22 protein-coding genes are annotated in these 25,320 nt (G+C 46.2%); 18 read left to right on the top strand and 4 right to left on the bottom strand.

Annotated elements, in window-relative coordinates:
• The first annotated feature begins 110 nt into the window (after positions 1-110).
• Together KD145_RS25610 and KD145_RS25615 are read left to right on the top strand one after the other, a co-directional pair.
• Positions 111-2,519: a transglycosylase domain-containing protein gene (locus KD145_RS25610; RefSeq protein ID WP_212002672.1), complete on the top strand. Its 2,409-nt coding sequence runs from the start codon at positions 111-113 to the stop codon at positions 2,517-2,519.
• 127 nt (positions 2,520-2,646) lie between these two features.
• A complete protein-coding gene (locus KD145_RS25615) occupies positions 2,647-3,807 on the top strand; it encodes a thioredoxin family protein (protein ID WP_212002673.1) in 1,161 nt (386 codons plus the stop codon).
• Positions 3,808-3,902: 95 nt separating this feature from the next.
• Here KD145_RS25615 and sucC read toward each other — a convergent pair whose 3' ends face one another.
• A complete protein-coding gene (gene sucC, locus KD145_RS25620; protein WP_113614939.1) occupies positions 3,903-5,114 on the bottom strand; it encodes an ADP-forming succinate--CoA ligase subunit beta in 1,212 nt (403 codons plus the stop codon).
• A 130-nt stretch (positions 5,115-5,244) separates the two neighbouring features.
• Between sucC and KD145_RS25625 the strand changes: the two genes are divergently transcribed.
• The 10 genes from KD145_RS25625 to ltrA all read left to right on the top strand — a co-directional run bounded on the left by KD145_RS25625 (position 5,245) and on the right by ltrA (position 17,423).
• Positions 5,245-6,066: a purine-nucleoside phosphorylase gene (locus KD145_RS25625; protein WP_212002674.1), complete on the top strand. Its 822-nt coding sequence runs from the start codon at positions 5,245-5,247 to the stop codon at positions 6,064-6,066.
• Positions 6,067-6,084: 18 nt separating this feature from the next.
• Complete coding sequence (locus KD145_RS25630; RefSeq protein WP_212002675.1) at positions 6,085-8,064, top strand: putative porin; 1,980 nt, start codon at positions 6,085-6,087, stop codon at positions 8,062-8,064.
• A gap of 89 nt (positions 8,065-8,153) precedes the next feature.
• On the top strand, positions 8,154-9,170 hold the full coding sequence (locus KD145_RS25635; RefSeq protein WP_212002676.1) for a hypothetical protein: 1,017 nt from the start codon (positions 8,154-8,156) through the stop codon (positions 9,168-9,170).
• An 85-nt stretch (positions 9,171-9,255) separates the two neighbouring features.
• Positions 9,256-9,651 carry a hypothetical protein gene (locus KD145_RS25640; RefSeq protein ID WP_212002677.1) on the top strand — a complete coding sequence of 132 codons (396 nt, stop codon included), beginning with the start codon at positions 9,256-9,258 and terminating at the stop codon, positions 9,649-9,651.
• A gap of 81 nt (positions 9,652-9,732) precedes the next feature.
• Positions 9,733-10,278, top strand: coding sequence for a heavy-metal-associated domain-containing protein (locus KD145_RS25645; RefSeq protein ID WP_212002678.1), 546 nt, complete (start codon positions 9,733-9,735; stop codon positions 10,276-10,278).
• Positions 10,279-10,296: 18 nt separating this feature from the next.
• Positions 10,297-11,151 carry a hypothetical protein gene (locus KD145_RS25650; RefSeq protein ID WP_212002679.1) on the top strand — a complete coding sequence of 285 codons (855 nt, stop codon included), beginning with the start codon at positions 10,297-10,299 and terminating at the stop codon, positions 11,149-11,151.
• A gap of 5 nt (positions 11,152-11,156) precedes the next feature.
• A complete protein-coding gene (locus KD145_RS25655; RefSeq protein ID WP_249219560.1) occupies positions 11,157-11,726 on the top strand; it encodes an AraC family transcriptional regulator in 570 nt (189 codons plus the stop codon).
• A 412-nt stretch (positions 11,727-12,138) separates the two neighbouring features.
• The gene (locus tag KD145_RS25660) at positions 12,139-13,806 is read left to right on the top strand and encodes a murein L,D-transpeptidase (protein ID WP_212002680.1); all 1,668 of its coding nucleotides are present in this window, start codon (positions 12,139-12,141) and stop codon (positions 13,804-13,806) included.
• A gap of 100 nt (positions 13,807-13,906) precedes the next feature.
• Positions 13,907-15,454 carry an IS1182 family transposase gene (locus KD145_RS25665; RefSeq protein WP_212000741.1) on the top strand — a complete coding sequence of 516 codons (1,548 nt, stop codon included), beginning with the start codon at positions 13,907-13,909 and terminating at the stop codon, positions 15,452-15,454.
• 700 nt (positions 15,455-16,154) lie between these two features.
• Positions 16,155-17,423, top strand: a complete 1,269-nt coding sequence (gene ltrA, locus KD145_RS25670; protein WP_212001735.1) for a group II intron reverse transcriptase/maturase — start codon at positions 16,155-16,157, stop codon at positions 17,421-17,423.
• A 92-nt stretch (positions 17,424-17,515) separates the two neighbouring features.
• On the opposite strand, the gene KD145_RS25675 is transcribed toward ltrA, so the two are convergent.
• Both KD145_RS25675 and icd read right to left on the bottom strand, forming a co-directional pair.
• Positions 17,516-18,745, bottom strand: coding sequence for an NADP-dependent isocitrate dehydrogenase (locus KD145_RS25675; RefSeq protein ID WP_212002681.1), 1,230 nt, complete (start codon positions 18,743-18,745; stop codon positions 17,516-17,518).
• Positions 18,746-19,029: 284 nt separating this feature from the next.
• Positions 19,030-20,301: an NADP-dependent isocitrate dehydrogenase gene (gene icd, locus KD145_RS25680; RefSeq protein WP_212002682.1), complete on the bottom strand. Its 1,272-nt coding sequence runs from the start codon at positions 20,299-20,301 to the stop codon at positions 19,030-19,032.
• A gap of 127 nt (positions 20,302-20,428) precedes the next feature.
• Here icd and KD145_RS25685 point away from each other — a divergent pair, with 127 nt between their 5' ends.
• From KD145_RS25685 to KD145_RS25710, 6 genes are all read left to right on the top strand, one after another.
• Entirely contained in the window at positions 20,429-21,097 is a 669-nt protein-coding gene (locus tag KD145_RS25685) for an SGNH/GDSL hydrolase family protein (protein ID WP_249219562.1), read from the top strand.
• 47 nt (positions 21,098-21,144) lie between these two features.
• Positions 21,145-21,813, top strand: a complete 669-nt coding sequence (locus KD145_RS25690) for an FAD-binding oxidoreductase (protein ID WP_212002683.1) — start codon at positions 21,145-21,147, stop codon at positions 21,811-21,813.
• Between the two features lie 163 nt (positions 21,814-21,976).
• Positions 21,977-22,717, top strand: a complete 741-nt coding sequence (locus KD145_RS25695; RefSeq protein WP_212002684.1) for a LiaF domain-containing protein — start codon at positions 21,977-21,979, stop codon at positions 22,715-22,717.
• A 54-nt stretch (positions 22,718-22,771) separates the two neighbouring features.
• A complete protein-coding gene (locus tag KD145_RS25700) occupies positions 22,772-23,125 on the top strand; it encodes a DUF4288 domain-containing protein (protein ID WP_113614926.1) in 354 nt (117 codons plus the stop codon).
• 24 nt (positions 23,126-23,149) lie between these two features.
• Positions 23,150-24,214, top strand: a complete 1,065-nt coding sequence (locus tag KD145_RS25705) for a sensor histidine kinase (RefSeq protein WP_212002685.1) — start codon at positions 23,150-23,152, stop codon at positions 24,212-24,214.
• Positions 24,192-24,929: a LytTR family DNA-binding domain-containing protein gene (locus KD145_RS25710; RefSeq protein WP_212002686.1), complete on the top strand. Its 738-nt coding sequence runs from the start codon at positions 24,192-24,194 to the stop codon at positions 24,927-24,929. Before KD145_RS25705 ends, KD145_RS25710 begins: the two co-directional genes overlap by 23 nt.
• Here KD145_RS25710 and KD145_RS25715 read toward each other — a convergent pair.
• Complete coding sequence (locus KD145_RS25715; protein ID WP_113614923.1) at positions 24,924-25,313, bottom strand: thioesterase family protein; 390 nt, start codon at positions 25,311-25,313, stop codon at positions 24,924-24,926. The two genes, KD145_RS25710 and KD145_RS25715, sit on opposite strands and share 6 nt — an antisense overlap.
• Positions 25,314-25,320: the final 7 nt, after the last annotated feature.

Raw genomic sequence — 25,320 nt, forward strand, 5'->3', positions numbered from 1 at the left:
CTGTTTATTGCTGTTAGAGGCCTTTTATTAAAAACTAATTTTAACAGCCAACGATAGGTCACTGTCCAATTTAAAGCGGCGGTAGCCCGCAAAACAAATTTATATAGCGCATGAAAAAATCGGTGAAAATATTATGGCGTGTAGCGTTTGGTATTTTAACACTGTTCGTTCTTTTAATTTTATTGGTCAATTTCCGGGTCATTGGCAATATGCCTTCGATGGAGGAGTTGGAGAACCCGCGCGCAGCGCTGGCTTCAGAAGTGATCGCTGATGACGGAACCATCCTGGGTAAATACTATCAGGTAGACCGCTCCAGCAGCGATTATAATGAGATCTCCAAAAATGTGATCAATGCATTGATTGCAACAGAAGAAACCCGTTTTTACCAAAACTCTGGTATTGACGCCAAAGGCACCATGGCCATTCCCTTCTATCTGCTGATCGGGAAAAAAAGAGGTTCCAGTACTATCACTCAACAGCTGGCCCTCAACCTGCAGGCAGACAACCTGGGTAAACAACGTGCCACCAATCCTTTAAGCAGGGCTTTTCAGAAACTGCAGGAATGGATCATCGCCGTTAAACTGGAAAGAAACTTCACCAAACAGGAGATTCTGACTCTGTACCTCAATACCGTAGCTTTCGGTGACAACGTATATGGTATCGAAAACGGAGCCCGTACTTTCTTCAGTAAAGATGCCGGCCACCTGTCTATCGAAGAGGCTGCCATTCTGGTAGGGATGCTGAAGGGTAACACCTTGTACAACCCGCGTCGTAACCCGCAGATGGCCCTGGCCCGTCGTAATACCGTTATCGACAACATGGTGGATGCCAACTTTATCACATCAGCCGAAGCGGCTGCCGCCAAAAGCAAACCCATTGTATTACACTATAACAAAATAGACCATAACAAAGGACTCGCTCCTTACTTCCGGGAAGTACTGCGTGATGAGGTGAAAGCCTGGTGTAAAAATCATAACAAAGCCGATGGTACACCGTATAACCTTTACCGTGATGGTCTGAAAATTTATACTACCATCAACCCGCGTATGCAGTTATATGCAGAAGAAGCAGTGGCCCGCCACCTGCAGACGCTGCAGAAATACCTGTCCAGCCAGCATGATGTGAAATCCGGTAGTGTGTGGAAAAAATGGCCGCAGTACCTCGACAAATACACCAAAGAGTCTGATCGTTATAAGGCCATGAAAGAAGAGGATGCTTCTGATGAAGAAATCACCAAAGCATTCAACACTCCTACCAAAATGAAGGTGTTTGCCTGGAAAAGTTTCTCAGAACCTGATCTGAATGAAATGGACACTGTCATGACGCCGCTGGACTCCATTAAATATATGCGTGCCGTATTACAGGCAGGCTTTATGGCCATGGACCCGGAAAGCGGAGAGGTGAAAGCCTGGGTAGGCGGACCGGATTTCCGTTACTTTAAAAATGACCACGTAGCGAAAACCCGCCGTCAGGTTGGTTCTACCTTTAAACCATTCCTGTATTGCTTTGCTATCATGAATGGCATGTCGCCTAATACCATGTTGCCCAATGAACCTATCACCATTGGCAACTGGACATTGACCCGCAACTCTGAAGGAAGCGTAGGTGGCAGTATTTCCATGGCGGGTGCACTAGCCAGGTCGCTGAACCTGGTATCGGCTTACCTGATCAAACAGATCGGCGCCAAAGCGTTTGCCGACTTTGCGCAGAACAAGATAGGCTTCACCAGCAAAATTGAACCGTATCCTTCCATTGCACTCGGGGTTTCCGAAATATCCCTGTATGAAATGCTGCAGGCCTATACCATGTTCCCTGCCAGAGGTATCAATACCAAACCGATTTATATCACCCGCATAGAAGACCGCTATGGTAATATCCTGGAAACATTTGCTCCGGTAAAACGGGAAGTGATCAGCGAGAAGGAATCCTATACCATGGTGAAAATGATGGAAGGCGTATTGCAGCCCGGCGGTACCGGTGCCCGTATGCGTGGTACCTACAAAATGCAGGGCGAAATGGCCGGTAAAACCGGTACCACCAACGATAACACCGATGGCTGGTTTATCGGTTATACCCCTAAACTGCTGGCAGGTGCCTGGGTAGGTTGCGAAAACAACTTTATCCACTTTGCCACCACCGGCATCGGACAGGGTGCCAATACCGGTTTGCCGATCTGGGCCTATTTCATGCAAAAGGTATATGCAGATAATACCCTCAAAGTCAGCGCTGCCGATAAATTCCCGATCCCAGCCAACATGACCGATGAGACTTATTCCAACTTCGATACTAACGTGAAGCCGGGTGCCGAATCAGAAGACATCGGTAATGGTTCCGAATCGGACTATAATACCGGCGCTGGTGCAGAAGATATGTATGCTCCGGCAGACACCAAGCCTGCTCCTCCGGAGACGACGAAACCGAAAGATGAAAAGCCGGTAGCGCCGAAACCTAAAGATGATAATAAAGGAACACCTGCTGCCCCTCCCAAAGCAGTATATCCTCCAAAAAGAGATAGTTAAAAAAAAAGCGGATTACAACTGGTAATCCGCTTTTTTTGTGCCGTTTATCCAATATCCCGATAGGATTACCCTGATATTTTATAGTTTACACGCCAGAACCAACCAAACCAAACCATTAAAAAGTAGTATGCAAAAGCTAACCAAAGCGTTGCTGATAGCAGCGTTGTTGCCCGTTGTGGCCTATGCCCAGGACAGTACCCAATTTATCAAAGGCTCATGGAAGGAGCTGACCGCCAGGGCCCAGAAAGAGCATAAGCCCATTTTTATTGACACGTATTTTGAAGGCTGCCATGCCTGTAAAGACATGGAGGTGAAGGTATTTCCCAGACCGGAAGTAAAGCGGTATATGGAGGAAAACTTCATCTGTACCGGTTACGACGTGTTTAAAGAAGAGTTCGGGATGGAGCTGTGCCGCAAATATTTTATGCGTGGATTTCCTACCTACCTGGTTATCAGTGGAGAAGGCAAGCTGTTGAACCGAGGTGCGGGATATCAGGAGCCGGACAGGTTTATGGCTTTCCTGAAGGAGAATGTTGCGCGTTATAAGGAGGGCCGGTACCTGGCGGGTTTTGGAACCAGCCTGTCTTCTAAGGACCCTGACTTTTACCGGGCTATGTGGAACAAGGATTACAAAGGAGGTAACAAGGAAGAGATAGCTGCTTATCTGGCCAAACAGAAGGATAAGCTGGCAGAATCCTCTTTCAAGGTGATGCAGATGAGCCGGGAGCTGCCTGCCGGTTACCGGGAGTTTTACCTGAAAAACAGAGAGGCTTACCTGGCCCGTTTCGGGGAAGAGCTGAACAATAACATTCTGGACGGCCTGTTAAAGCAGGATATCGCCACGTTGCCGGCTATACTGGATATGACCGTCTTTACTGCTTTCCTGCAAAAACAGCAACAGGTATACGGAGCCGGTGACTGGTCTTATGTGCAGATGTTTTATGCAGAGAACTATCTCTTCAAAAAATGTAAGGATGCAAAGGCGTTTCTGGAGTTTGCGGCCGCCCATCCTGATAAAAATGAGAACAGGGTACGATATATGAATTTTTACATGGGTGCTGATATGGCCAAAGACCCTGCGCTCAAAGCGCTGTATCTGAAATGGGCAGAACCGGTAGTGACAGCTGATGCTAGTCTGGAGACCCTGCAGATGCTGGCTTATATGAGCAAAGGGCTGGATGAGAAGGCACAGGCTAAAAAATATTTTGGCTGGTTAGTAGCGAAGAAGAAGGCCTGGGGCGATGATGCAGTGAGGGAGGAAAAAGAGCTTAGGGATTTAGATATTTAGGGATTTTTTTATTTAGTTATTTAAAATGCAGCGAAGAGCATATTATCTCGCTGCATTTTAAATAACTAAATAAAAAAATCCCTAAATAAAAAAATCTAGTTCAGTGCTTTGTTTACCAGGTCAGCAGCTTCGCTGAGGAGGGTAGCAGACTGTACTTTCAGGCCGCTGGCTTCGATCAGATCTTTTGCTTCTTTGGCATTGGTACCTTGTAAACGTACGATGATCGGAACGTTGATGTTACCGATGGATTTGTAGGCGTCGATAACACCCTGGGCAACCCTGTCGCAACGAACGATACCACCGAAGATATTGATGAGGATCGCTTTTACTTTAGGATCTTTCAGGATGATGCGGAAGCCGGCTTCCACAGTTTGTGCGTTGGCAGTACCGCCTACGTCCAGGAAGTTGGCAGGATCACCACCGCTCAGTTTGATCATGTCCATAGTGGCCATGGCCAGACCGGCACCGTTCACCATGCAACCTACGTTACCGTCGAGTTTTACGAAGTTCAGGTTGTATTTACCTGCTTCTACTTCGGTAGGATCTTCTTCGGTGATGTCGCGGAGTGCTTCCAGGTCAGGATGACGCATCAGTGCGTTGTCGTCGAGGTTTACCTTAGCGTCAACGGCAATGATTTTTTCATCGCTGGTTTTGAATAAAGGGTTGATTTCCAGCATGCTGCAATCCAGTCCTACGTAAGCGTTGTACAGGTTGGTTACAAATTTAACCATGTTTTTGAACGCTTCGCCGCTTAAACCGAGGTTAAAAGCGATGTTACGGGCCTGGAATGGCTGCAGGGCCATGTTGGGTTTTACCCACTCTTTGAATATTTTTTCCGGTGTGTTGTGTGCTACTTCTTCAATGTCCATACCGCCTTCGGTAGAGTACATGATCACGTTCTGACCTTTAGCGCGGTCGAGCAGGATAGACAGGTAAAATTCTTTTACCGGGTTAGGGCCGGGATAATAAACGTCCTGTGCTACCAGTACTTTGTTAACCAGTTTACCAGCTTCGCCGGTCTGGATAGTTACCAGCGTACCACCGAGAATATTGCCTGCAATGGTTTTAACGTCTTCTGCATTTTTTCCTACAGCTACTCCTCTCTGCTCTGTTCCACGGACTTTACCTTTACCGCGTCCACCAGCGTGAATTTGCGCTTTAACCACTGCAAACTCGTTACCGTATTGCACCTTCAGTTGTTTGTACGCCTCGGCCGCCGCTTCTGGCGTATCTACGGGAATGCCTTCCTGTACCGGTACATTATATTTTTTCAACAGTTCTTTAGCCTGGTACTCGTGTAAGTTCATCGCAATAAAATTTGGCGCTAAAATAGGTCATTATGATTTAAATATAAAACTGCAGTCATTTGTGAATTAAAAAATAACTTTGCGCGGGTTTGATTTTTAAACCCGACTTTTAATTAATCGTATTAATCAGATGAGTGAATTAAAGGATCAGATCAAAGAAGCCGGTGACTTTATCAGGAAATTCTGGCAGGAACGCCCTGTAGCAGGCGTTATTTTGGGCAGTGGGCTGGGTAACCTGACCAAGGAAATAGAACGTAGCATAGAAATTTCTTATCGTGATATCCCACATTTTCCTGTGTCAACTGTAGAAGGGCATTCCGGCAAACTGATACTGGGATATATGCAGGGCAAGCCTATTGTAGCCATGGCAGGACGTTTCCACTATTATGAAGGGTTTTCCATGCAACAGGTAACTTTCCCGGTGCGGGTGATGAAGGAGCTGGGTATTCATACCTTATTCATTTCCAATGCTGCCGGCGGCATGAACCCTGGTTTTGAAGTGGGAGATCTTATGATAATCAGAGATCATATCAACCTGCAGCCGGAGCATCCTTTACGCGGACGTAATGATGAAACTCTGGGGCCCCGTTTCCCGGATATGAGCGAACCTTATTCCAAAGACCTGATTTTTGCAGCTTTTCAGATAGCTGCTGCCAACAATATACATTTACATTCCGGTGTATACGTAGGTGTACAGGGCCCTACCTTCGAAACCAGGGCTGAATACAAATACATGCATATCATCGGTGGTGACGCTGTAGGTATGAGTACTGTGCCCGAAGTGATTGTGGCCATACATTCCGGTCTGAAAGTGTTTGCCATGAGTGTGATCACCGATATCGGCATCCGGGAAGAAGAAAATGTGATTACCCATGAGGAAGTGCTGGAGGCAGCACATGCGGCAGAACCCAAGCTAACGCTTATCTTTAGTGAATTAATCCGGCAACTATAAACGTTTTGTCATTTTCGGATGAGGCATCTTCTTATTATCATAGCCCTGCTATTGGCAGGAGGGCATTCTTTAATGGCCCAGTTCAATACCGGGCGTTTCGGCAATATGGGCGGCGGTGGTGGCGGCACCAGCAAAATGCAGCGTGATACCAGCAAACATGATCACGAACCAGACACGCTGACACTGACCTACCGCTATCTCGGTGAACCTACCGATTTCGGCATAGACTCTTCTGTGGCAGACTTTAACACAGACTTCCTGAAAGTGCCGGCCAACTACATGACATTGGGCAACAGCGGTGCTGCTGCCCGTAACCTTATTTTTACGCCTCTTCTGAAACCCGGATTTGATGCCGGTTTTCATTCCTACGATGTGTATGGCTTCACACACGCCAATGCGCGGTTTTATAATACCAACCGCCCATATTCCGAACTGAACTACCTCGTAGGCAGTAAACAGGAACAGGTGATCGGTGTAACCCATACCCAGAACCGTACGGACCGGTTCAACTTTGCGTTTGACTACCGCAAAATAAACTCACCAGGCTATTTCCGGACACAAAACACCAATCACGATACCTACCGGCTCACTGCCCGTTATCAAAGCAAAAACAAAAGGGCCAACACCTACTTCAGCTTCTACTTCAATAAGCTTAATGGTGGAGAAAACGGTGGTATCAAAAATGATTCATTCCTGACCAGTAATCTGTACAAGAACCGTCAGAGTATCGATGTGAACCTGGGCAACCAGGAAGTGACCCAGTATGCCTTTTTCGGTTCCAAAATACCTGTAAAATCGCAGTATAAGGAAACAGGGATCCTGATCCAGCAACAGTACGACTGGGGCCGCGGTGATTCCCTTCATATCAACGACACTACGGACTATTATCGTTATACGCCGATATTCAGGGTGCAATACACCTTCAACTATCAGAACAACGATTACCAGTTCATTGATAACAATCAGGACGCTACTTTTTACACACAGCATTACGGTTTTGATTTTATCCAGGGGGATACCATCACGGCCAGACATCAATGGAAAACGATCTCCAATGACTTGTCGCTGGTGCAGTTTCCTGTATTTGGCAACCTCGGACACTTTATCAACGTGGGAGCCCGCTTCGAAACGATTGCCGGTGTGTTTCTGGATGCCAATATCAATTTTACCAACCTGGCACTGCATGGTGAATACCGGAACAAAACACGTAATAAACTGTGGGACTTCTCTGCCCGCGGAGAATTTTACGTAGCAGGGCAGAATCTCGGTGACTACAGTGTTTCCGGTATGTTGCGCCGTCATATCAACGACCTGCTGGGAGATGTAAAGCTGTCGGTGACCAATGTCAACCGGGAGCCGTCTTATGTGTACAAGTTCTTCAATAGCAGCCGTAATACCTGGTACAACAACACGCTGGCCAAGGAAAATACCACTCAGGTGCAGTTTGCAGCCGAAAACAAAAAGCTGAAATACAACCTGGCGGTCAACTATTTCCTGTTTACCAACTACACTTATTTCAGCGACTATTTCCACAGCGCGCAGTCACCTTCCCTGTTTAACCTCCTGCAGGTAGTGTTCAGTAAGAAGTTCACCATTTCACCGTTCGCCTGGTACATGGATGTTGCTTTCCAGCAGCGTCATGGGGAAGGACCACTGAATGTACCCGCATTCTGGACCCGCAACCGCTTTGCCTTCGAGAAGGTACTGTATAAGAACCTCAACCTGATGACCGGTCTGGAGTTCCGTTATAATACAGACTACTACGCCGACGACTACTCGCCGTTGCTGGGACAGTTTGTTTTACAGAATAATACCAAGGTGAAATATTTTTCTCCGGACATTTCCGCCTTTGCCCATTTCCGTATCAAATCCTTTTCAGCTTTCGTAAGAGCTGAAAACCTGAATACTTTCTTTGCTGAAAATAACCACAGCGCGCCGTTATACCCATATAACAACTTCGCTTTCCGCCTTGGGCTCCGCTGGTGGTTTATCAACTGATTTTCTGCACCTTGTATCCTCAGCGCGTACAAGGTGCAGAAAAATCTCTATTTTGTAGTTTGTTGAACCCGTAATCTATATCTATACTTATGAAACGTATCCTTTCTGTACTGCTGTTGCAGTGTTCTCTTGTATTTATAGCCCATGCCCAGAATGATCCTGTTGATCAGGGTATGGTACAGATTTATGGTAATGAAGAAGGCGCTGCCTGGCTGAATGGCGGTGAACCCTGGCAGACCATTACCAAAGGAAATTATATGGCCATAGAGCACCTGTTCGGAACGCCACTTAAAACAGGTTATGTACGACAGTACTATATACTGATCAGGAGATCAGATAATATGACCTGTGGAGATATTCAGTTCCGTTTCTGGTTTTCCTGGGCCAATAAACCCGGTCATGAGTTTCAAATAAGTAAATGGTGGGGTCAACTTTGGGAAGGAGGTTATACCCTGGTTCAGATTCCTCCTACAATGGCTCAGGCGGTAAAGGCGGGCCTTAATCCCGGCAACCCACCGGATTGGTTCTGGAGAATTGATGGCCGCATCATCGGATGTGGTTCAGACAAATTTACTTCTGCCAAGATCTCTGCCATGTATTTGAGGGCAATAGATTATTATCAGGGGAACACACCGGATGTAAAACTCAATGAAGATGGAAATGTGACGGTGGGTACCCGGTATGTACTGGGAGGTACTTATGGAGATATTGCTGTGAGAAATGGTAATGTCGGCATTGGCTCCTATAATCCGCAGGCCAAGCTGGCAGTAGATGGCACTATCATGGCCAAAAGAGTAAAGGTGACCCAGAATGCAGCTGAGTGGCCTGATTTTGTTTTCCATCCGGATTATGCGCTGCCTTCTTTAGATAGCACTGCTGCTTTCATTACGGAAAACCGTCACCTGCCGGGAATTCCGTCTGCACAGCAGATCGCACAAAACGGGCTCGACCTCGGAGAGATGAACAAATTGTTGCTGCAGAAAGTGGAAGAACTCACCCTACACCTGATTCAGCAGAAAGGAGAAAATGAGGCATTAAAGGCAAGAGTAGAGCAATTGGAGCAAGGGCAGGCATCTCCCCGTAAAAAGAAAAAAACAAAACGCTAACCGAATGTTAAAATAACCGGCGCATCCGGAATTTCATCCTCGTGATGATGAAAGACAATTTATTGTAGTATTTTTGTAATTCATCATGAAACGTTTTCTCGCCATATTTTTTGCTGTCCTGTACACGCTGCTTACCAGCGGGTTTACGGTCAACGTGCATTACTGCATGGGCAAACTGGCGTCTGTAAAGCTGCAGAGCGATTCCGATAAGGATCAGTGCAAGCGTTGCGGAAGGCCGGTAAAAAGTATGGACTGCTGTAAAAACGAGGTGAAATTCTGCAAGGTAACGACCTCCCATCAGGCGGCCAAAGCCCTGCAGCAGGATGCACCGGTTACCATGGATCTGCAGCTGCCCGTAAGAATTCTGCAGACTCCGGCCCTGTCTGTAACAGACATCCGTCTCACAGGTTATCCCCACGATCCACCCGGGCCCAACCTTCACACGCCCGTTTTCCTCCGGAACTGCTCATTTCTGATCTGATACAGCCTGTTTCTGTTGTTTCCCACATCGTGGAAACACACAAGCATTGCTGTAATTTTTTAATTTATAAATATTCAGATCATGAAAGCATTATCCATTCTCTTAGTTGCATTGGGTTTAACTTTTGGCGCTCAGGCGCAATATAAAAAAGCCAGCTTACAGGCTTCCGGCCTTACCTGCGCCATGTGTTCACGCGCTACCCTGGAATCTCTTCAGACATTACCCTTTGTTGATAAAATTGATACCGATTTAGATAATACTACCTTTATCTTACACTTTAAACCGGGCGCTGCAGTGAACATCGATGCCATCAAACAGAAAGTGGAAGATGCCGGTTTTTCTGTAGGTAAACTGGTGGTGACCGCTAATTTCGACGAGGTAAAAGTTCAGAACGACACCCACGTGCCTTTTGCCGGCAGTACCCTGCATTTTATGCATATCAAAGACCAGGTGCTGAATGGTGATAAAGACATTACTGTCATCGATAAGGACTTCGTTTCTTCCAAACAGTTCAAAAAATATTCAACTGAAACAAGTATGCCCTGTTATAAAACAGGAATAATGGCAGATTGCTGCAAGCCCCACGAAGCAAACGCTTCCAAAAGGGTTTATCATGTAACCATTTAACACTATCTTGTTTTCGGTATGCGCAAACTTTTAATCGTGGTCATTGCCCTGTGTGGCATCGGCCAGGTAACAACAGCACAGGAATTATACGTCAATACAGAACCGGCCAGCAATATGCCGGCCAACTCAATGGGTATCCGGCTTAGCAATAAGTTTTTTAAAATGGAGCACGACGGTACCACCGGGATGCGGTTTGAACCGGAAGTCATGTGGGGCGTCAGTAAAAAGCTGATGGTACATGCTATTGGTTATGCCTCCAACATGATGCAGTCTTCCATCAGGATGGAAGGGGGCAGTGTTTATGCCAAATACCGGTTCCTCTCACTGGACCAGCAGCACGCCCATTTCAGGATGGCTGCCTATGTGAAAGGTTCTGTTATAGACAACCCGTATTTCCCGACCACGGAGGCAACGAAAAAGCCGTATCACAATACAGACCTGGATCTGGAAGGTGCTACTTCCGGTGTGGCTGGCGGGATCATAGCCACACAACTGTTACACAAACTGGCATTGTCTACTACGTTGGGGTATTCCCGTTATATGAACAATGTGAAGGATAATATCCCCGAAGGGTTCCCGAAAAACTCGGTCAATTATAGTTTGTCTGCAGGATACCTGGTGCTGCCGGTAAGATATAAGAATTTTAACCAGACCAATCTGAACCTGTATGTGGAATTGTTGGGTAAAACCAATACAGACGCAGCAGGACGTGGTTCTTACCTGGACATAGCGCCGGCAGTACAGTTCATTTTCAACAGTACTACCCGGCTTGATCTGTCTTACCGTACTCAGTTGGCCGGTGATATGCCGCGTAACTCATTTAACTCAATGCTGGTGCGAATAGAGCACAACATTTTTAATATTAAAAAATAATCCGCTTGAAAACAGATCTGTTCATAAAAAATATGGTTTGTCCGCGCTGTCTCAAAGTGGTTAGATCGGTGCTGGAAGGGGCTGGACTTACTGTTGCAGATATACAATTAGGTAAAGCTACGGTGGAAGAAAAGCTTACTGAGCAACAGTTGCAGGGAATTTCATCAGCTTTGCAGGCGGAAGGCTTTCTGTTGATTGACGATAAAAAACAACAGCTGGTAGCCGCCATCAAAAATATTGTTGTAGAAACCGTGCATTATTCTGAGCTGGATGAAATGAGAGAAAATTTCTCCACACTGTTGGCAGGCAAATTGCAAAAGGATTACCATTATCTCAGCAGCCTCTTCTCTGAAATGGAAGGAGTAACCATCGAGCAGTATATCATCCAGCAGAAAATTGAACGGGTGAAAGAACTCCTGGAATACAATGAACTGAGTTTGAGTGAAATCAGCTACAAGATGGGCTACAGCAGTGTAGCACATCTGTCGGCACAATTCAAAAAAGTGACCGGCCTCACTCCAAGCCAGTACAAGCAGTTGAAAACGCCCAATCGTATTCCACTGGACAAATTATAATGTTGGAAGTTAGTTGTTTTAGTTTTAGTTGAAAGAGAGGCTACCGAACACCGTAGCCTCTTCTTTAAAAATCAGCAGAGATGAAAAAGACATTATTAGTCATTTGGAAATTCATCCAATCATTATTTACTAAAAAAGAATGCTGCCGCTAAGGTGTCCCAGGGCTGAAGCCCTGGGCTATATTGGTTTAGCTTAAAGACGGTGGTTTAAAATAATTTAGCCTGGGGCCTTAGTCCCGGGTTATTTTTTTTATATATAAATAACCATTTGTGTTTTTATAATTTAGCCCTGAGTTTTAGTATTTCCAATTGTAAATACCCCCGTATATTATCTAGTTTAGCCCAGGACTTTAGTCCTGGGAATTTTATTTTTGGCATAGAAATTATATATCTTTAGCCATTGATTTATTCAAATGAAGTACAAGATTATTTTAAGTTTGTTATGCGGCTCTGGAGTGTTATTGTTAGCCTGTGGACACCAAAAGAAACGCGTAGTTCCCCAAAAGAAACAGATTGTCGCCAACATCAGGCAGCTCGATGAAGTGATCAGGGAAAGTATCACCGAGCGATTGAATGCTATTCAGGACAATGATGGTTTGATGGAAGACAGTCTTCCTGCATTTCGCACTGCTGCCATCCAGGATTTTTACAAGGAAAAAGACAATGCCGGCCGCTGGTCGCATGATGGGGTGGCTAATCCGATTGCAGCCACTATGCTGGCCGCTATCCGTCAGGCTGATGAGGTGGGGTTGTTACCTGCCCATTATCATGAACCGGCATTGAATGCTGCCTTTGAGCAGTTCTCTAAAGATCCTGCCGCCAAAAAAGATGCAGCCTTATGGGCCAAGGTAGACGTGATGCTCTCAGATGCTTTTATGAGAATGGCTTCTGACCTGCGTTTTGGAGCGGCTCCCCGTGACAGTGTTACGTTGAAAGCGGACTCACTTTTTACGGATGCGGAGCTGACGGCCAAATTAAAGCAGGCACTTGAGCAAAATGATGTTGCTGAGCTGCTGCATGGCCTGGAGCCTACCCATGCCGGCTATCTGGCGCTGAAAGAAGGTATCCATACCTTCAAGGAAAAGTATGCGTCTTATCACTGGGATACGCTGCCGCTCAATTACACGGATACTGCGGCATTCCGGTTACAGGTCATCAACCGGCTGGTTCAAAGCGGCCATCTGGACACTGCGGGCAAGGTGTTGGACAGTACTTTGCTGAAGACAGGTGTAAAAGCTTTTCAGAAAGAATTTAACATCTATCCTGATGGAGTAGCCGGCAAACGCACGGTGATGGCCATGAACAAGTCTGTGCACGACTGGGTGATGCAGGCCGGGGTAAACCTGGACCGCTGGCGCAAATTGCCGGACACGATGCCCAACCAGTATATCATGGTTAACCTGCCCGGCTATACGCTTCGGGTGGTAGACAGCGGAGAGGTGAGGCTGGAGTCGAGGGTGATCGTAGGTACACCACGTACCCGCACGCCTATCCTCAATTCCTACATGACCAATTTTATGCTGTATCCATACTGGCGCGTGCCTTACAGTATTGTATTTAAAGAGATGTTGCCCGCGATTAAAAAAAATGTGGGTTATCTGGCATCTAAAAACCTGGAAGTGATAGATGCTGCCGGTAATGCCGTAGATCCGTCTACGATAGACTGGAGTAAGCTGTCCAAGGGGCATTTCCCTTATGTCTTGCGGCAGATGGACGGTTTGGACAACTCGCTGGGCATCATGAAATTTAATTTCCGTAATAAATACAGTGTATACCTGCATGATACCAATAACAGGGGGCTGTTTAAAAACGCCATGCGTGCCATGAGTCATGGTTGCGTGCGTGTGCAGCAGTGGGACAGCCTGGCGGAGTATCTGATATCTTCGCCGGATACGGCTAATCACCGGATAGACAGTGTACGCGCCTGGATAGCCCGGGAAGAAAAAAGACAGGTGGACCTTAGCAGACGTGTACCGATTTACTTCCGGTATTTTACAGCAGAAGGTAAAGAAGGGACCCTGGTGTTTTATGATGATATTTATGGAGAAGACAAGGTGGTACGCCGCCAGATGGGATTATAACCGATCAGTAGTAATGAACATAAAGAAGAGGGTGTATCAAAAGGCACCCTCTTTTTTTATGTAAGGTCAAACCAAATGAGGTGTTTTTGGTTTTTATAGCATGCCCAAAGGAAAAACACTTTCAGTAGTCTTTAAAGCAAACCTACAACACCAGGCGATGCTTTTTCCACCCGAAATTGGAGATCTGATAGCAGAGAATCACCCAGTCCGTGTTGTGGATAATGTGATCGAAAAGATCGACATCACTTTATTATTAAAGCGGTATAAAGCAGGAGGAACGAGCAGTTATCATCCCCGAATGCTATTGAAAGTTCTTATTTACGCCTATATAAATAACATTTACAGCAGTCGTAAAATAGAAGAAGCACTAGGACAGAACATCCACTTTATGTGGGTAAGCGGAATGAGTAAACCTGATCATAATACTATCAATAGGTTCCGCGGCGAACGCCTACAAAAAGTATTACAGCCTATATTTACCCAAGTGGTCCTGCTGTTATGTGAAGAAGGCTTATTAAACATAAAAGAGTTATACACTGACGGGACAAAGATAGAAGCCCAGGCCAATCGCTATAGTTTTGTATGGGGCAATGGTATTAAGAATAGCAAAGAAAAAATAAAACAGCAGCTAAATGACTTGTGGAAATATGCCCAATCAGTGGCAGCTTCAGAGTTAGATGATGATACAGACCCATCTGGCTATGACAAAATAGACAGCGAAAAAGTCAGTAAAACAATAGCCGCTATCAATGAAGCCATCAAAGACAAACCAGTAGATAAGCAGATCAGACAAAAGCTGGGATATGCTCGCCGTAACTGGCCTACAGCCTTGGAGAAGTATGAAAAGCAAGAAGAAATCTTAGGTACAGACCGCAATAGTTATAGCAAAACCGATCCCTCTGCCACCTTTATGCGAATGAAAGAAGACCATATGGGGAATGGTCAGCTCAAACCAGCATATAATCTTCAAATAAGTACTAATAATCAATATATCGTCAATTACAGCCTCCATCAGCAGACTACAGACACTTCCACTTTAATTAATCACCTCCAACAGTATATAAATCAATATAAGCGTGTACCCAGCAATATTACAGCAGATGCAGGGTATGGTAGTGAACAGAACTATCAGTGGCTGGAAAACAAGCGGATCACAGCTTATGTAAAGCATACTTCCTTCGACCGAAATCAGCGCCAGTCAACTAAAGCAGCGGAAAAGTTCAAGGTTGAAAACTTACCCTACAATGCTGAAAAAGATTATTACATCTGCCCTGCTGGCCAGCGAATGCGCAGAAAAAGCATATTCCCCAAAACAAACAAAAACGGTTATGAACAAACGATAACTACGTATCAGGCTAGAACATGCGAGGGGTGTACATTACGGACGCAATGCCATAAACAACCAACAAATCGTGTCATAGAAGTAAATCATAATCTAAATCGCCTTAAATCTCTGGCTGACAAGCGATTAAAAACGAAAAAAGGTATACAGAAGCGCAAACAACGATGCTACGATGTGGAGCCTGTCTTCGCTAATATCAAGCATAACCATGGCTTTAAAAGATTTATGCTGAAAGGGTTGGATAAAATAACCACCGAAATAGGATTACTGGCCATGGCTCACAATCTTAGAAAGAAAACAGCATAAAATCGGACTAACCCTTCACTCCTAAAAATGAAAATCACAAAATCATTATAAAAATCTGGATATCAAACAAAGAAGCCGTCTCTTGTTTTGAGACGGCTTCTTCTTTTGTAGTGCGCCCGGCACGGGCGCAAACTCTAGGGTGGAAGTCCCGAACGCGCCTTGATAGTAGGAAGCGTTAACTGATGGCAAGGGTGTCCTTCGTGAGAAGGAATCTGAAGGAAGCCTAAGGTAAATCTCCGGCCTGACGAACAGGAAGCAGATGAGAGGCAGTTAAATGTTGGGCGAGTTTGCTACACAAAACAAAGCCCTATACTATCGGAGACATTTAGCTGTAAATCTGACAGGCATATGGAGAGAAAGTTTGCGTTCTTACCCGGGGAGATCTGTGCAACTGCTGCCTTAAGGAGACGCGTATCCACTAAGGGGCAATGGATGGCAGAGATGCCATTGCAGGTTTTACAGAAGTCAGCTCTGGTCGTAGTACCTGTCGCCTAAACAGGAAAGGGCCAGACATCAGGAGCTTTGGAGTAAATCTGGAACTGGGAGTGTTGCCATGAAAGCAGAAAACTTACTCATTAGGTAAGGCTATATTAAGAGTATAGGGCTGGAAGCCTGAAGGTATTAATAAGCGCTGAGTTACACTTTGACGGAAAGAAAGAAACAAGGCGGACAGGACAGGAAAAAAAAATGCAGATGTTAAATGGAGTTACTGGAACGCATACTTGATAACCGTAATGTCCGCCGTGCCTATGAACGGGTAATGGCGAATAAGGGCAGTGGCGGAGTAGACGGGATCGGGATCGAAGGATTTAAATCCCATTTACAAAAGGTCTGGCCTTCGGTGAAAGCAAGGATAGAGGAAGGAAACTATCAACCATCTGCAGTAAGGAGAGTTGATATACCTAAGCCATCAGGTGGAACAAGGACATTGGGCATCCCCACCTTACTGGACAGGTTAATACAACAGGCTATAGCACAGCAACTGACAATTATCTATGATGAAACGTTCAGCGAAAACAGCTATGGGTTCAGGGCAAAACGAAACGCGCATCAGGCATTATTAAAAGCGCGGGACTACGTAAATGCAGGCTACAGTCATGTAGTAGACATTGACATGGCAAAGTTCTTTGACCGTGTGAACCACAGCTATCTGATGAATCTGCTGGGTCAGCGAATAAAGGACAGGCGTGTGTTACGTCTGATCCATAGTTACCTGAAAGCAGGAGTTATGATGGATGGGATAGCAACGGTAAACAGAGAAGGAACTCCGCAGGGAGGCCCTCTAAGCCCGATACTGTCCAACGTACTGTTGGACAAACTGGATAAAGAGCTGGAAATGCGAGGTCACCGTTTTGTAAGATACGCCGATGATGTGTGCGTGTTCCTGCGGAGCAAACGGAGCGCTGCGCGGGTTCTGGATAGCGTAAGTATGTACATTGAGAAGGAGCTGAAACTGGAAGTGAACCGGAGTAAGAGCACAGTAACACGGCCCTGGAAGGGAAAGACACTAGGCTATAGCTTCTACCACAAGAAGGGAGAAAAGGGACTGACGATTGCCCGGAGTAGCATAGCAAGGTACAAGTCCAAAGTCCGTGAAATTACCTCTCGAAGCAAGCCATACGCCATGTACAAGCGTTATGAGCTGTTGAGGCAATTAAACCGGGGTTGGTCAAACTACTTTAAACTGAACGAAGCAAAGAGCCTGTTCAAAGAACTAGATCAATGGGTTCAGCGGCGGATCAGGCAATGTCACTGGAAGCAATGGAGGTTACCGAGGACGAAAGTGGCAATGCTTATAAAGTTGGGGACGCCCAACTGGCAGGCATATCAATGGGGTAACACAAGAAAAGGGTCGTGGCGAATAAGCGGAAGTCCCATATTACAACGCGCTCTGAACAAATCCTTACTAAAACGGGAAGGGTACTTACCCCTTGCTGAGTTAAGTACCCTTCCAACTGTATTATTCTGATGGGCCGCCGTATACGGGACCGTACGTACGGTGGCTGGAGGGGACGGTGTAGGAATTAATCCTACACCTCCTACTCAATTTTGACAGAAAAATTATTTGGCAAGTTTCGCTTTCAGTGCTTTGTCCAGCTCTTCAAGGAACTCTTCGGTATACAGATAATCTTTACCATGCGCTACTTTGTTGCCGTGGATACAAACAGCGAGGTCTTTGGTCATTTTACCGCTTTCCACTGTTTCGATACAAACCTGTTCGAGGGCGTGGCAGAAGTTGATCAGTTCCTGGTTGTTGTCCAGTTTACCACGGAATTCCAGGCCGCGGGTCCATGCGAAGATGGAAGCGATCGGGTTGGTGGAAGTAGGTTTGCCGGCCTGGTGGTCGCGGTAGTGGCGGGTTACAGTACCGTGGGCAGCTTCTGCTTCCATGGTTTTACCGTCCGGAGTAACGAGGGTGGAGGTCATGAGACCGAGGGATCCGAAGCCTTGAGCTACGGTGTCGGACTGTACGTCGCCATCGTAGTTTTTGCAGGCCCATACGAAGTTACCGTTCCATTTCAGGGCGCTGGCTACCATGTCATCGATGAGGCGGTGCTCATAAGTGAGGCCGGCAGCATCGAAAGCAGCTTTAAATTCCTGCTGGTAGATTTCTTCGAAAATATCTTTGAAGCGACCATCGTATTTTTTCAGGATGGTGTTTTTGGTGCTCAGGTACAGCGGCCAGTTTTTCATCAGGGCCTGGTTGAAACATGCACGGGCGAAGCCTTTGATAGACTCGTCGGTGTTGTACATGGCCAGGGCTACGCCGTCGCCTTTGAAGTTGTATACTTCGTGTTCGATCACTTCACCGTTTTCACCTTCAAATTTGATGGTGAGTTTGCCTTTACCTTTGGTAACGAAGTCGGTAGCGCGGTATTGGTCGCCGAAAGCGTGACGGCCGATGCAGATAGGTGCAGTCCAGTTAGGTACCAGGCGAGGTACGTTTGTCATTACGATAGGCTCACGGAATACAGTACCATCCAGGATGTTACGGATAGTGCCGTTCGGTGATTTCCACATTTGTTTCAGGTTGAATTCCTTTACGCGGGCTTCATCCGGAGTGATAGTAGCGCATTTGATACCCACACCTACTTCACGGATGGCGTTGGCTGCGTCGATAGTCACCTGGTCGTTGGTGGCATCACGATGTTCCATGCCCAGGTCAAAGTATTTGATTTCTACGTCCAGATATGGAAGTATCAGTTTGTCCTTAATGAATTTCCAGATGATCCGTGTCATCTCGTCTCCATCCAGTTCTACCACCGGATTAGCAACTTTAATTTTTGACATTACGGTTTTTTTTAAAAAATTAGATTAAAAGCAACATAAAAGAACAACTATTCAAGCAAGTCCCTTTTCAGGGATAATCACGAAAAATACGAATAGCTGCGAAAATTACAAAACATTTTCGCCGGCAGTGGCGGTGCAGTACCTGCAAACCTTTGCTGGTACTGCAATTGTGCGATAAATAAGCGCACAAAGGAGCGAAGATTACGTATACTGGTTACCGGGAGATAATCAGTAGCGGTAGATCTTCGCTCCTTTTATTATTGGTTTGTCCTAAACTTTGTGGATTAGTGCTGCATTTGTTTGATCACTTCATCTGCAAATTCGCTGGTTTTCACCAGGGTGGCGTCGTCCATCAAATTGTAGAAGTCGACGGTAACACGTTTGCGGGCGATAGCAGTGCTCAGGCCGTGAACGATGATCTGTGCAGCTTCTTTCCAGCCCATGTATTCCAGCATCATTACACCACTAAGGATAACGGAAGATGGGTTCATGGTATTGGTGTTGGCGAAGCGCGGAGCTGTACCGTGGGTAGCTTCAAACACAGCATGACCGGTAACATAGTTGATATTGGCACCAGGAGCGATACCGATACCACCAACAGCGGCGGCCAGTGCGTCGGAGATATAGTCACCGTTCAGGTTGAGGGTGGCTACTACGGAGTAGTCCTGCGGAGCCAGCAGTATCTGTTGGAGGAAGTTGTCCGCGATCACATCTTTGATCAGCAGTTTACCTTCCGCCAGCGCAACTTTCAGCTCTCTATTGGCAGCTTCTTCGTTTTGTTCTTTTTTGGTTTTTTCCCAGCGTTCCCAGGTATATACTTTATCACCGAATTCTCTTTCAGCGAGTGCGTAGCCCCAGTTTTTGAAGCCACCTTCGGTGAATTTCATGATATTACCTTTGTGTACGAGGGATACGGAAGGACGTTTGTGCTCGAGTGCATAGAGGATAGCAGCGCGAACCAGTCTTTCAGTACCTTCGATAGATACGGGTTTGATACCCAGGGAAGAAGTTTGCGGGAAACGGATTTTCTTAACGCCCATTTCATTTTGCAGGAAATTGAGCAGTTTTTCCGCTTCAGGCGTACCTGTCATATATTCGATGCCGGCATAGATATCTTCTGTGTTTTCACGGAAGATGACCATGTCTACCTTTTCAGGATGTTTTACAGGGGAAGGTACTTTGTTGAACCAACGTACGGGCCTAACACAGGCGTAGAGGTCCAGTTCCTGGCGCATGGCCACATTGAGGGAACGGATACCACCACCTACAGGTGTAGACAGCGGACCTTTGATAGACACCAGATATTCTTTCAACGCGTCCAGAGTCGCTTTAGGCAACCATTCTCCGGTTTGCTGGAAGGCTTTTTCACCTGCCAATACTTCTTTCCATTCAATTTTCCTTTCGCTACCATAGGCTTTTTCAACAGCTGCGTCGAATACACGGACGCTGGCTCTCCAGATATCCGGACCAATTCCGTCGCCTTCTATAAATGGTATGATTGGGTGGGTAGGGACCTGTAACAGGCCATTGTTCATCGATATTTTTTCTGCCGGCATAAAACGGTTTCTTTATGCGTTACGTAATTGTTGTAATCGGGTGCAAAGGTACAGCATTCCGATGTAAGGCCGGTCAACTTTCTTGCTTTATTCTGGTGAAAATAAGTCAGTATATAACTTTTTGCTTATGTCAGTATTAATGCTATTTTGCTGTACTTTTTTCAATCTACCTAAAACAGCAGATATCCTCATGGTCCCTTATTCCTTTCTGGCGCTGGGCGACAGTTATACGATCGGTGAATGTGTGGCGGAAACAGAACGTTTCCCGGAACAGACAGTTGAGCTGCTCCGCAGCAAAGGCATAGCTGTGCAAACGCCCCGTATAGTAGCTACTACCGGCTGGACAACAGACGAACTGGAGCAGGGTATCAGAGACGCTCGTATTACCGGCACTTATGATATAGTGACGCTGCTGATCGGAGTTAATAACCAATACAGAGGCCGGGACCTGGCCGAATACCGGGATCAGTTTACCTCCTTATTGCAACAGGCCGTTGGCTTTGCAGGCAACCGGCCTTCTCATGTGGTCGTGCTTTCTATCCCCGACTGGGGCGTGACTCCTTTTGCCGCTGACCGCGAGCGTGCTGCTATTGCTGCACAGATAGATGCCTACAATGTGGCCAATAAAGACATTGCAGCATCTATGGGTGTTCACTGGATCAATATTACCCCCTATACCCGTGAGGCTGCACACGATATTACGCTGGTAGCATCCGACGGCCTGCACCCTTCCGGGAAGGATTACGCCCGCTGGGCCGCAGATCTGGCCGCATGGTTACCGCAGGCATTGCACTAAGGCAAAAAATATCCTACATTCATATATTTAAGGAAAACCTACACACTATGGAAAGCCATATCGTAAAAGTATTGTCGGTAACCCCGGTAACACACAATGTCAGATGTTTTAAATTGGAGAAGCCCGAAGGCTACACTTTTGTCCCCGGACAAGCCACTGAAGTGGCTGTTAATAAGCCCGGATGGGAAGAAGAACGTCGCCCCTTTACTTTTACCAGTCTGAATGAGTGGGACCACCTGGAGTTTACCATCAAGATTTATGAAGATCACCATAGCGTGACCGACCAGCTGGGCCATGTGCAAGCCGGCGACAGTTTTATCATCCATGATGTATGGGGAGCCATTCATTACAAAGGTGAAGGCGTTTTTATTGCCGGCGGTGCCGGTGTTACCCCTTTTATCGCCATCTTCCGCGATCTGCAGCGGAAAGGCCAGTTAGGCAATAACAAGCTGTTTTTCTCCAACCGGACTTTTGATGATATTATTCTTAAAGAAGAATTTGAACAAATGCTGGGCGATAACTTCATTAACACCATTACAAGAGAAGAAGTGCCCGGTTATGAGCATCATATTATAGATGAAGCTTATTTGAAAAGAAAGCTTCCCAATTTCGACCAGCAATTTTACATCTGTGGCCCTGATATAATGGTTCAGGACCTCCGTGCAGTACTGGAAAGACTATCCGGTAGTGCCGATCTTGTGACCGTAGAAGTCTGACCTGACAACGGTGGAAATGGAGGGTATCATTTTCACCGGTATTTTCCTGCATTTTACCGGCAAAAGCACATTTTTAGCCTAAAGAGGCTTTCGCGGCAGCTCCTGCCGTCCTACTTTTGTATTGTTAAAAATTTCCAACAATGAAAATGAAAAAAGCAGTCAAATGATCAAAGATGATATTATCGCTAAAAGGAGAAAGGGGCGCAACATCGGAGGAATAATCCTTATTATCGTAGGAACCGGCCTGTTGCTGAAAAGACTGGATCTCGACATACCTGACTGGGTTTTTTCCTGGCAGATGATTTTGATAACGGTAGGCCTTGTACTGGGCTTTAAGCATAACTTCAGAGGAGGTCATTGGCTTGCGATGATAGCAGTAGGCGGCATCTTTCTGGCTGGTGAGATCATGAACTGGCCTTATAATACAGCCCGCTTTATCTGGCCGGTAGTATTGATTGCAATTGGTATCACCGCATTGTTCAAACGGCAGAACGAGCATGCATATATCACAGATACACGGTATTTCGCCAAAGACATCACGGACAGCGATGCTTCTACTGAAGACAAAATCAATACTTCTTCCTGTTTCAGTTCAGTGGAAAGGGTCGTTACCTCCAAAAATTTCCAGGGAGGTTATGTGTCCAACGTGTTTGGTGGTACAAACCTGAATCTGTTGCAGGCGGATATCAACGGTACTGTGACGCTGGAAGTGGAGGCTATCTTCGGGGGATGTGAAATCGTGGTGCCTGCCAACTGGACCGTCAGAGTAGATATTTCCACCGTTATGGGTGGTGTGGAGGAAAAACGGCCGGCTGCGCTCCTGGGTAATATTGATAAAGACAAGGTGTTGCTGCTGAAAGGCAACTGTATCTTCGGCGGCGTGGAAATCAAAAGCTATGCATGACCTTCATAAACGGAAACCATTTTAACTATCTCATCCAACTTAAAATATTATTGTATGTATTGGTTTGTTGCTAAAGTAGTTTACCAGATTATCTGCGGAAATGGCACTCACACGCCACAATTCGATGAACAGTTAAGACTGATCAGCGCCATCTCCAAAAAAGAGGCCTATCAGAAAGCGAGGGAAATCGGAATGCAGGAACAATACGCATTCAAAAATCAACAACAGGAATTGGTACAATGGAAATTTATCAATGTACCGGAAGTATATACCCTTGATCATCTTACTGACGGCATGGAATTGTATTCCCGCATAGAAGAACCGGGAGATCCCAATTCGTATCTGGCCTGGCTGCAAATGAAATCTGCCCAGCTTCAGGGGCAACAATATATTGAAGTCAACGTTTAAAACGATTTAAAACAAGGCGAACCTTTGGCAAAACAATTATACAAAGGAAGCTCCTCATGGAGTTTCCTTACTTCTTTTCTGATCTGGCTGGTATTGTATGCCGCCTTGTTGTATTACTGGTTTGATTTAACATTATGGCAGGCAATCACAGACAGTTCTGTACACGTTATCCTGCTGGGTACTGCCGGTTTGCTGATCAGCCGCAACCTGTCGTATTACAGGCCCGGAGCCGGCATCAACAAATTTTTATATGTAACGGTGGTCAGTACAGTGATGTGTGCCCTTTGGGTATTCTTTAGCCACTGGCTGCTGGTCACCACCTTCAATGCTGATCCTGCTTACATACATTGGTTAAACAGTGCCATCCCTATTCATTTTATTGTTGGAGATATGATCATAGCCGGCATTGGATACAGAAGCCAGGTATGGTATGATGAAGAAGAAGTACAGGAAGAGCGCGAAAGGAGAGAGGCCAATGAGGCAATTGTCCGGGAAGCGGAGTTGTATAAGTTGCGGCAGCAACTGCAGCCGCACTTCCTGTTTAACAGCCTCAATTCCATCAATGCGCTGATTATGATACGTCCGGAGCAGGCCCGGGAGATGGTGCTCAAGTTGTCTGATTTCCTGCGCGGATCGCTGAAGCGGGAGGATGATCACTGGATCTCCCTGAAAGAAGAGCTGCAGTATCTTCAATTGTATCTGGATATCGAAAAGGTACGTTTTGGTCATCGTTTATCCACCAACGTTACCTACGATGAGACCGCAGAAAAAATGTATATGCCGCCGATGTTGTTGCAACCCGTTGTGGAAAACGCGATTAAGTTCGGCCTGTACGATACTATCGGAGACATAACCATCACTATAAGGGCTTACGTGGAAGACGGCATGCTGTTGCTCGAGGTGAAAAATCCATTCGACAACGAACTGCAGCAGCCTCATAAAGGCACCGGTTTCGGGCTTACTTCCATCAGGCGCCGCCTGTACCTGCTCTTTGCCCGGCAGGATCTTATGGAAACAGGTGCACATGAAAATATTTATACTACCTTGATTAAAGTACCACAAACACATGATAAAAGCAGTAATAATTGATGATGAACCTCTGGCTCGTGAAGTGGTAAAAGAGTTCCTGGCACACTATCCACAGGTACAGCTGCTGCAGGAATGCAATGATGGTTTTGAAGGATTGAAGGCAATACAACAACATCAGCCGGACATTATTTTCCTGGATATACAGATGCCTAAGATCACAGGCTTTGAGATGCTGGAGCTGATAGAAAATATGCCTGCTGTGATTTTTACCACTGCCTTCGAAGAACATGCGCTGCGCGCCTTTGAAGTACATGCTGTGGACTATCTGTTGAAACCCTTTTCCCGCGAGCGTTTCGACAAAGCCTTCCAGAAATGGCTGGAGCAGCATAATAACAATACTACCGCTACGGCCGCACTACTGGAAACAGCTGCTTCCACGCCCACACAGAGTAATCGGGTGGTCATCAAAATCAATGGTAAAATCAAAATCATTCCGGTCCAGGATATTCACTATCTGGAAGCGGCAGATGATTATGTGAAAATTATTACCCAGGAAGGTAGTTTCCTGAAGAACAAGACCATGTCGTTTTTTGAGCAAATGCTGGACCCGCAACAGTTTACACGGGTGCACCGTTCTTATATCCTCAATGTAAACCAGGTGACTCGTATTGATCCGTATGAGAAGGAAAACCACCTGGCCATTCTGCGTAGCGGGGCTAAAGTACTGGTGAGCAAAACCGGTTATCCCCGGCTGAAATCGGCCCTGGGCTTATAATGAAGCAAACCGGCGTTCCAGTTTGGCTTTGGGAAGGATCTTCTGTACCTGGACGCCTCTGGCCACCAGCCGGTTATCACAATGGGCTTCGTAACTGCAGGTAATTTCATTTCCCTGTAAGGCAGTGATGGTAGCGGTAAACAATACCACGCTGCCTTGCAGGGCTGGCGACAGGTGCTCTACCGTGAGTTTGGTACCGATGCCTTCTTCTTCTTCCGTTTTCATCTCCAGCACAAACAGGCGGCAGCACCATTCTGCATCACGGCCCAGCGCAAAGGTGGCATATACAGGATGTACCTGTCCGCTATCGAAGGCAGCACAGTCCTCTGCCCGCACATGACGGGTAAATTGTTTGACATCCCCTGGCTGGAAGATCGCTCGCATAAGCAGT

Source organism: Chitinophaga sp. HK235, from assembly GCF_018255755.1.
In the GTDB taxonomy this organism is placed as follows: domain Bacteria; phylum Bacteroidota; class Bacteroidia; order Chitinophagales; family Chitinophagaceae; genus Chitinophaga.

What these genes read in the sequence shown, in the direction of transcription:
- KD145_RS25610 (WP_212002672.1), top strand. Translation starts at nt 111, where the DNA reads ATGAAAAAATCGGTGAAAATATTATGGCGTGTAGCGTTTGGTATTTTA.
- KD145_RS25615 (WP_212002673.1), top strand. Translation starts at nt 2,647, where the DNA reads ATGCAAAAGCTAACCAAAGCGTTGCTGATAGCAGCGTTGTTGCCCGTT.
- sucC (WP_113614939.1), bottom strand. Translation starts at nt 5,114, where the DNA reads ATGAACTTACACGAGTACCAGGCTAAAGAACTGTTGAAAAAATATAAT.
- KD145_RS25625 (WP_212002674.1), top strand. Translation starts at nt 5,245, where the DNA reads ATGAGTGAATTAAAGGATCAGATCAAAGAAGCCGGTGACTTTATCAGG.
- KD145_RS25630 (WP_212002675.1), top strand. Translation starts at nt 6,085, where the DNA reads ATGAGGCATCTTCTTATTATCATAGCCCTGCTATTGGCAGGAGGGCAT.
- KD145_RS25635 (WP_212002676.1), top strand. Translation starts at nt 8,154, where the DNA reads ATGAAACGTATCCTTTCTGTACTGCTGTTGCAGTGTTCTCTTGTATTT.
- KD145_RS25640 (WP_212002677.1), top strand. Translation starts at nt 9,256, where the DNA reads ATGAAACGTTTTCTCGCCATATTTTTTGCTGTCCTGTACACGCTGCTT.
- KD145_RS25645 (WP_212002678.1), top strand. Translation starts at nt 9,733, where the DNA reads ATGAAAGCATTATCCATTCTCTTAGTTGCATTGGGTTTAACTTTTGGC.
- KD145_RS25650 (WP_212002679.1), top strand. Translation starts at nt 10,297, where the DNA reads ATGCGCAAACTTTTAATCGTGGTCATTGCCCTGTGTGGCATCGGCCAG.
- KD145_RS25660 (WP_212002680.1), top strand. Translation starts at nt 12,139, where the DNA reads ATGAAGTACAAGATTATTTTAAGTTTGTTATGCGGCTCTGGAGTGTTA.
- KD145_RS25665 (WP_212000741.1), top strand. Translation starts at nt 13,907, where the DNA reads ATGCCCAAAGGAAAAACACTTTCAGTAGTCTTTAAAGCAAACCTACAA.
- ltrA (WP_212001735.1), top strand. Translation starts at nt 16,155, where the DNA reads ATGGAGTTACTGGAACGCATACTTGATAACCGTAATGTCCGCCGTGCC.
- KD145_RS25675 (WP_212002681.1), bottom strand. Translation starts at nt 18,745, where the DNA reads ATGTCAAAAATTAAAGTTGCTAATCCGGTGGTAGAACTGGATGGAGAC.
- icd (WP_212002682.1), bottom strand. Translation starts at nt 20,301, where the DNA reads ATGCCGGCAGAAAAAATATCGATGAACAATGGCCTGTTACAGGTCCCT.
- KD145_RS25685 (WP_249219562.1), top strand. Translation starts at nt 20,429, where the DNA reads ATGTCAGTATTAATGCTATTTTGCTGTACTTTTTTCAATCTACCTAAA.
- KD145_RS25690 (WP_212002683.1), top strand. Translation starts at nt 21,145, where the DNA reads ATGGAAAGCCATATCGTAAAAGTATTGTCGGTAACCCCGGTAACACAC.
- KD145_RS25695 (WP_212002684.1), top strand. Translation starts at nt 21,977, where the DNA reads ATGATCAAAGATGATATTATCGCTAAAAGGAGAAAGGGGCGCAACATC.
- KD145_RS25700 (WP_113614926.1), top strand. Translation starts at nt 22,772, where the DNA reads ATGTATTGGTTTGTTGCTAAAGTAGTTTACCAGATTATCTGCGGAAAT.
- KD145_RS25710 (WP_212002686.1), top strand. Translation starts at nt 24,192, where the DNA reads ATGATAAAAGCAGTAATAATTGATGATGAACCTCTGGCTCGTGAAGTG.
- KD145_RS25715 (WP_113614923.1), bottom strand. Translation starts at nt 25,313, where the DNA reads ATGCGAGCGATCTTCCAGCCAGGGGATGTCAAACAATTTACCCGTCAT.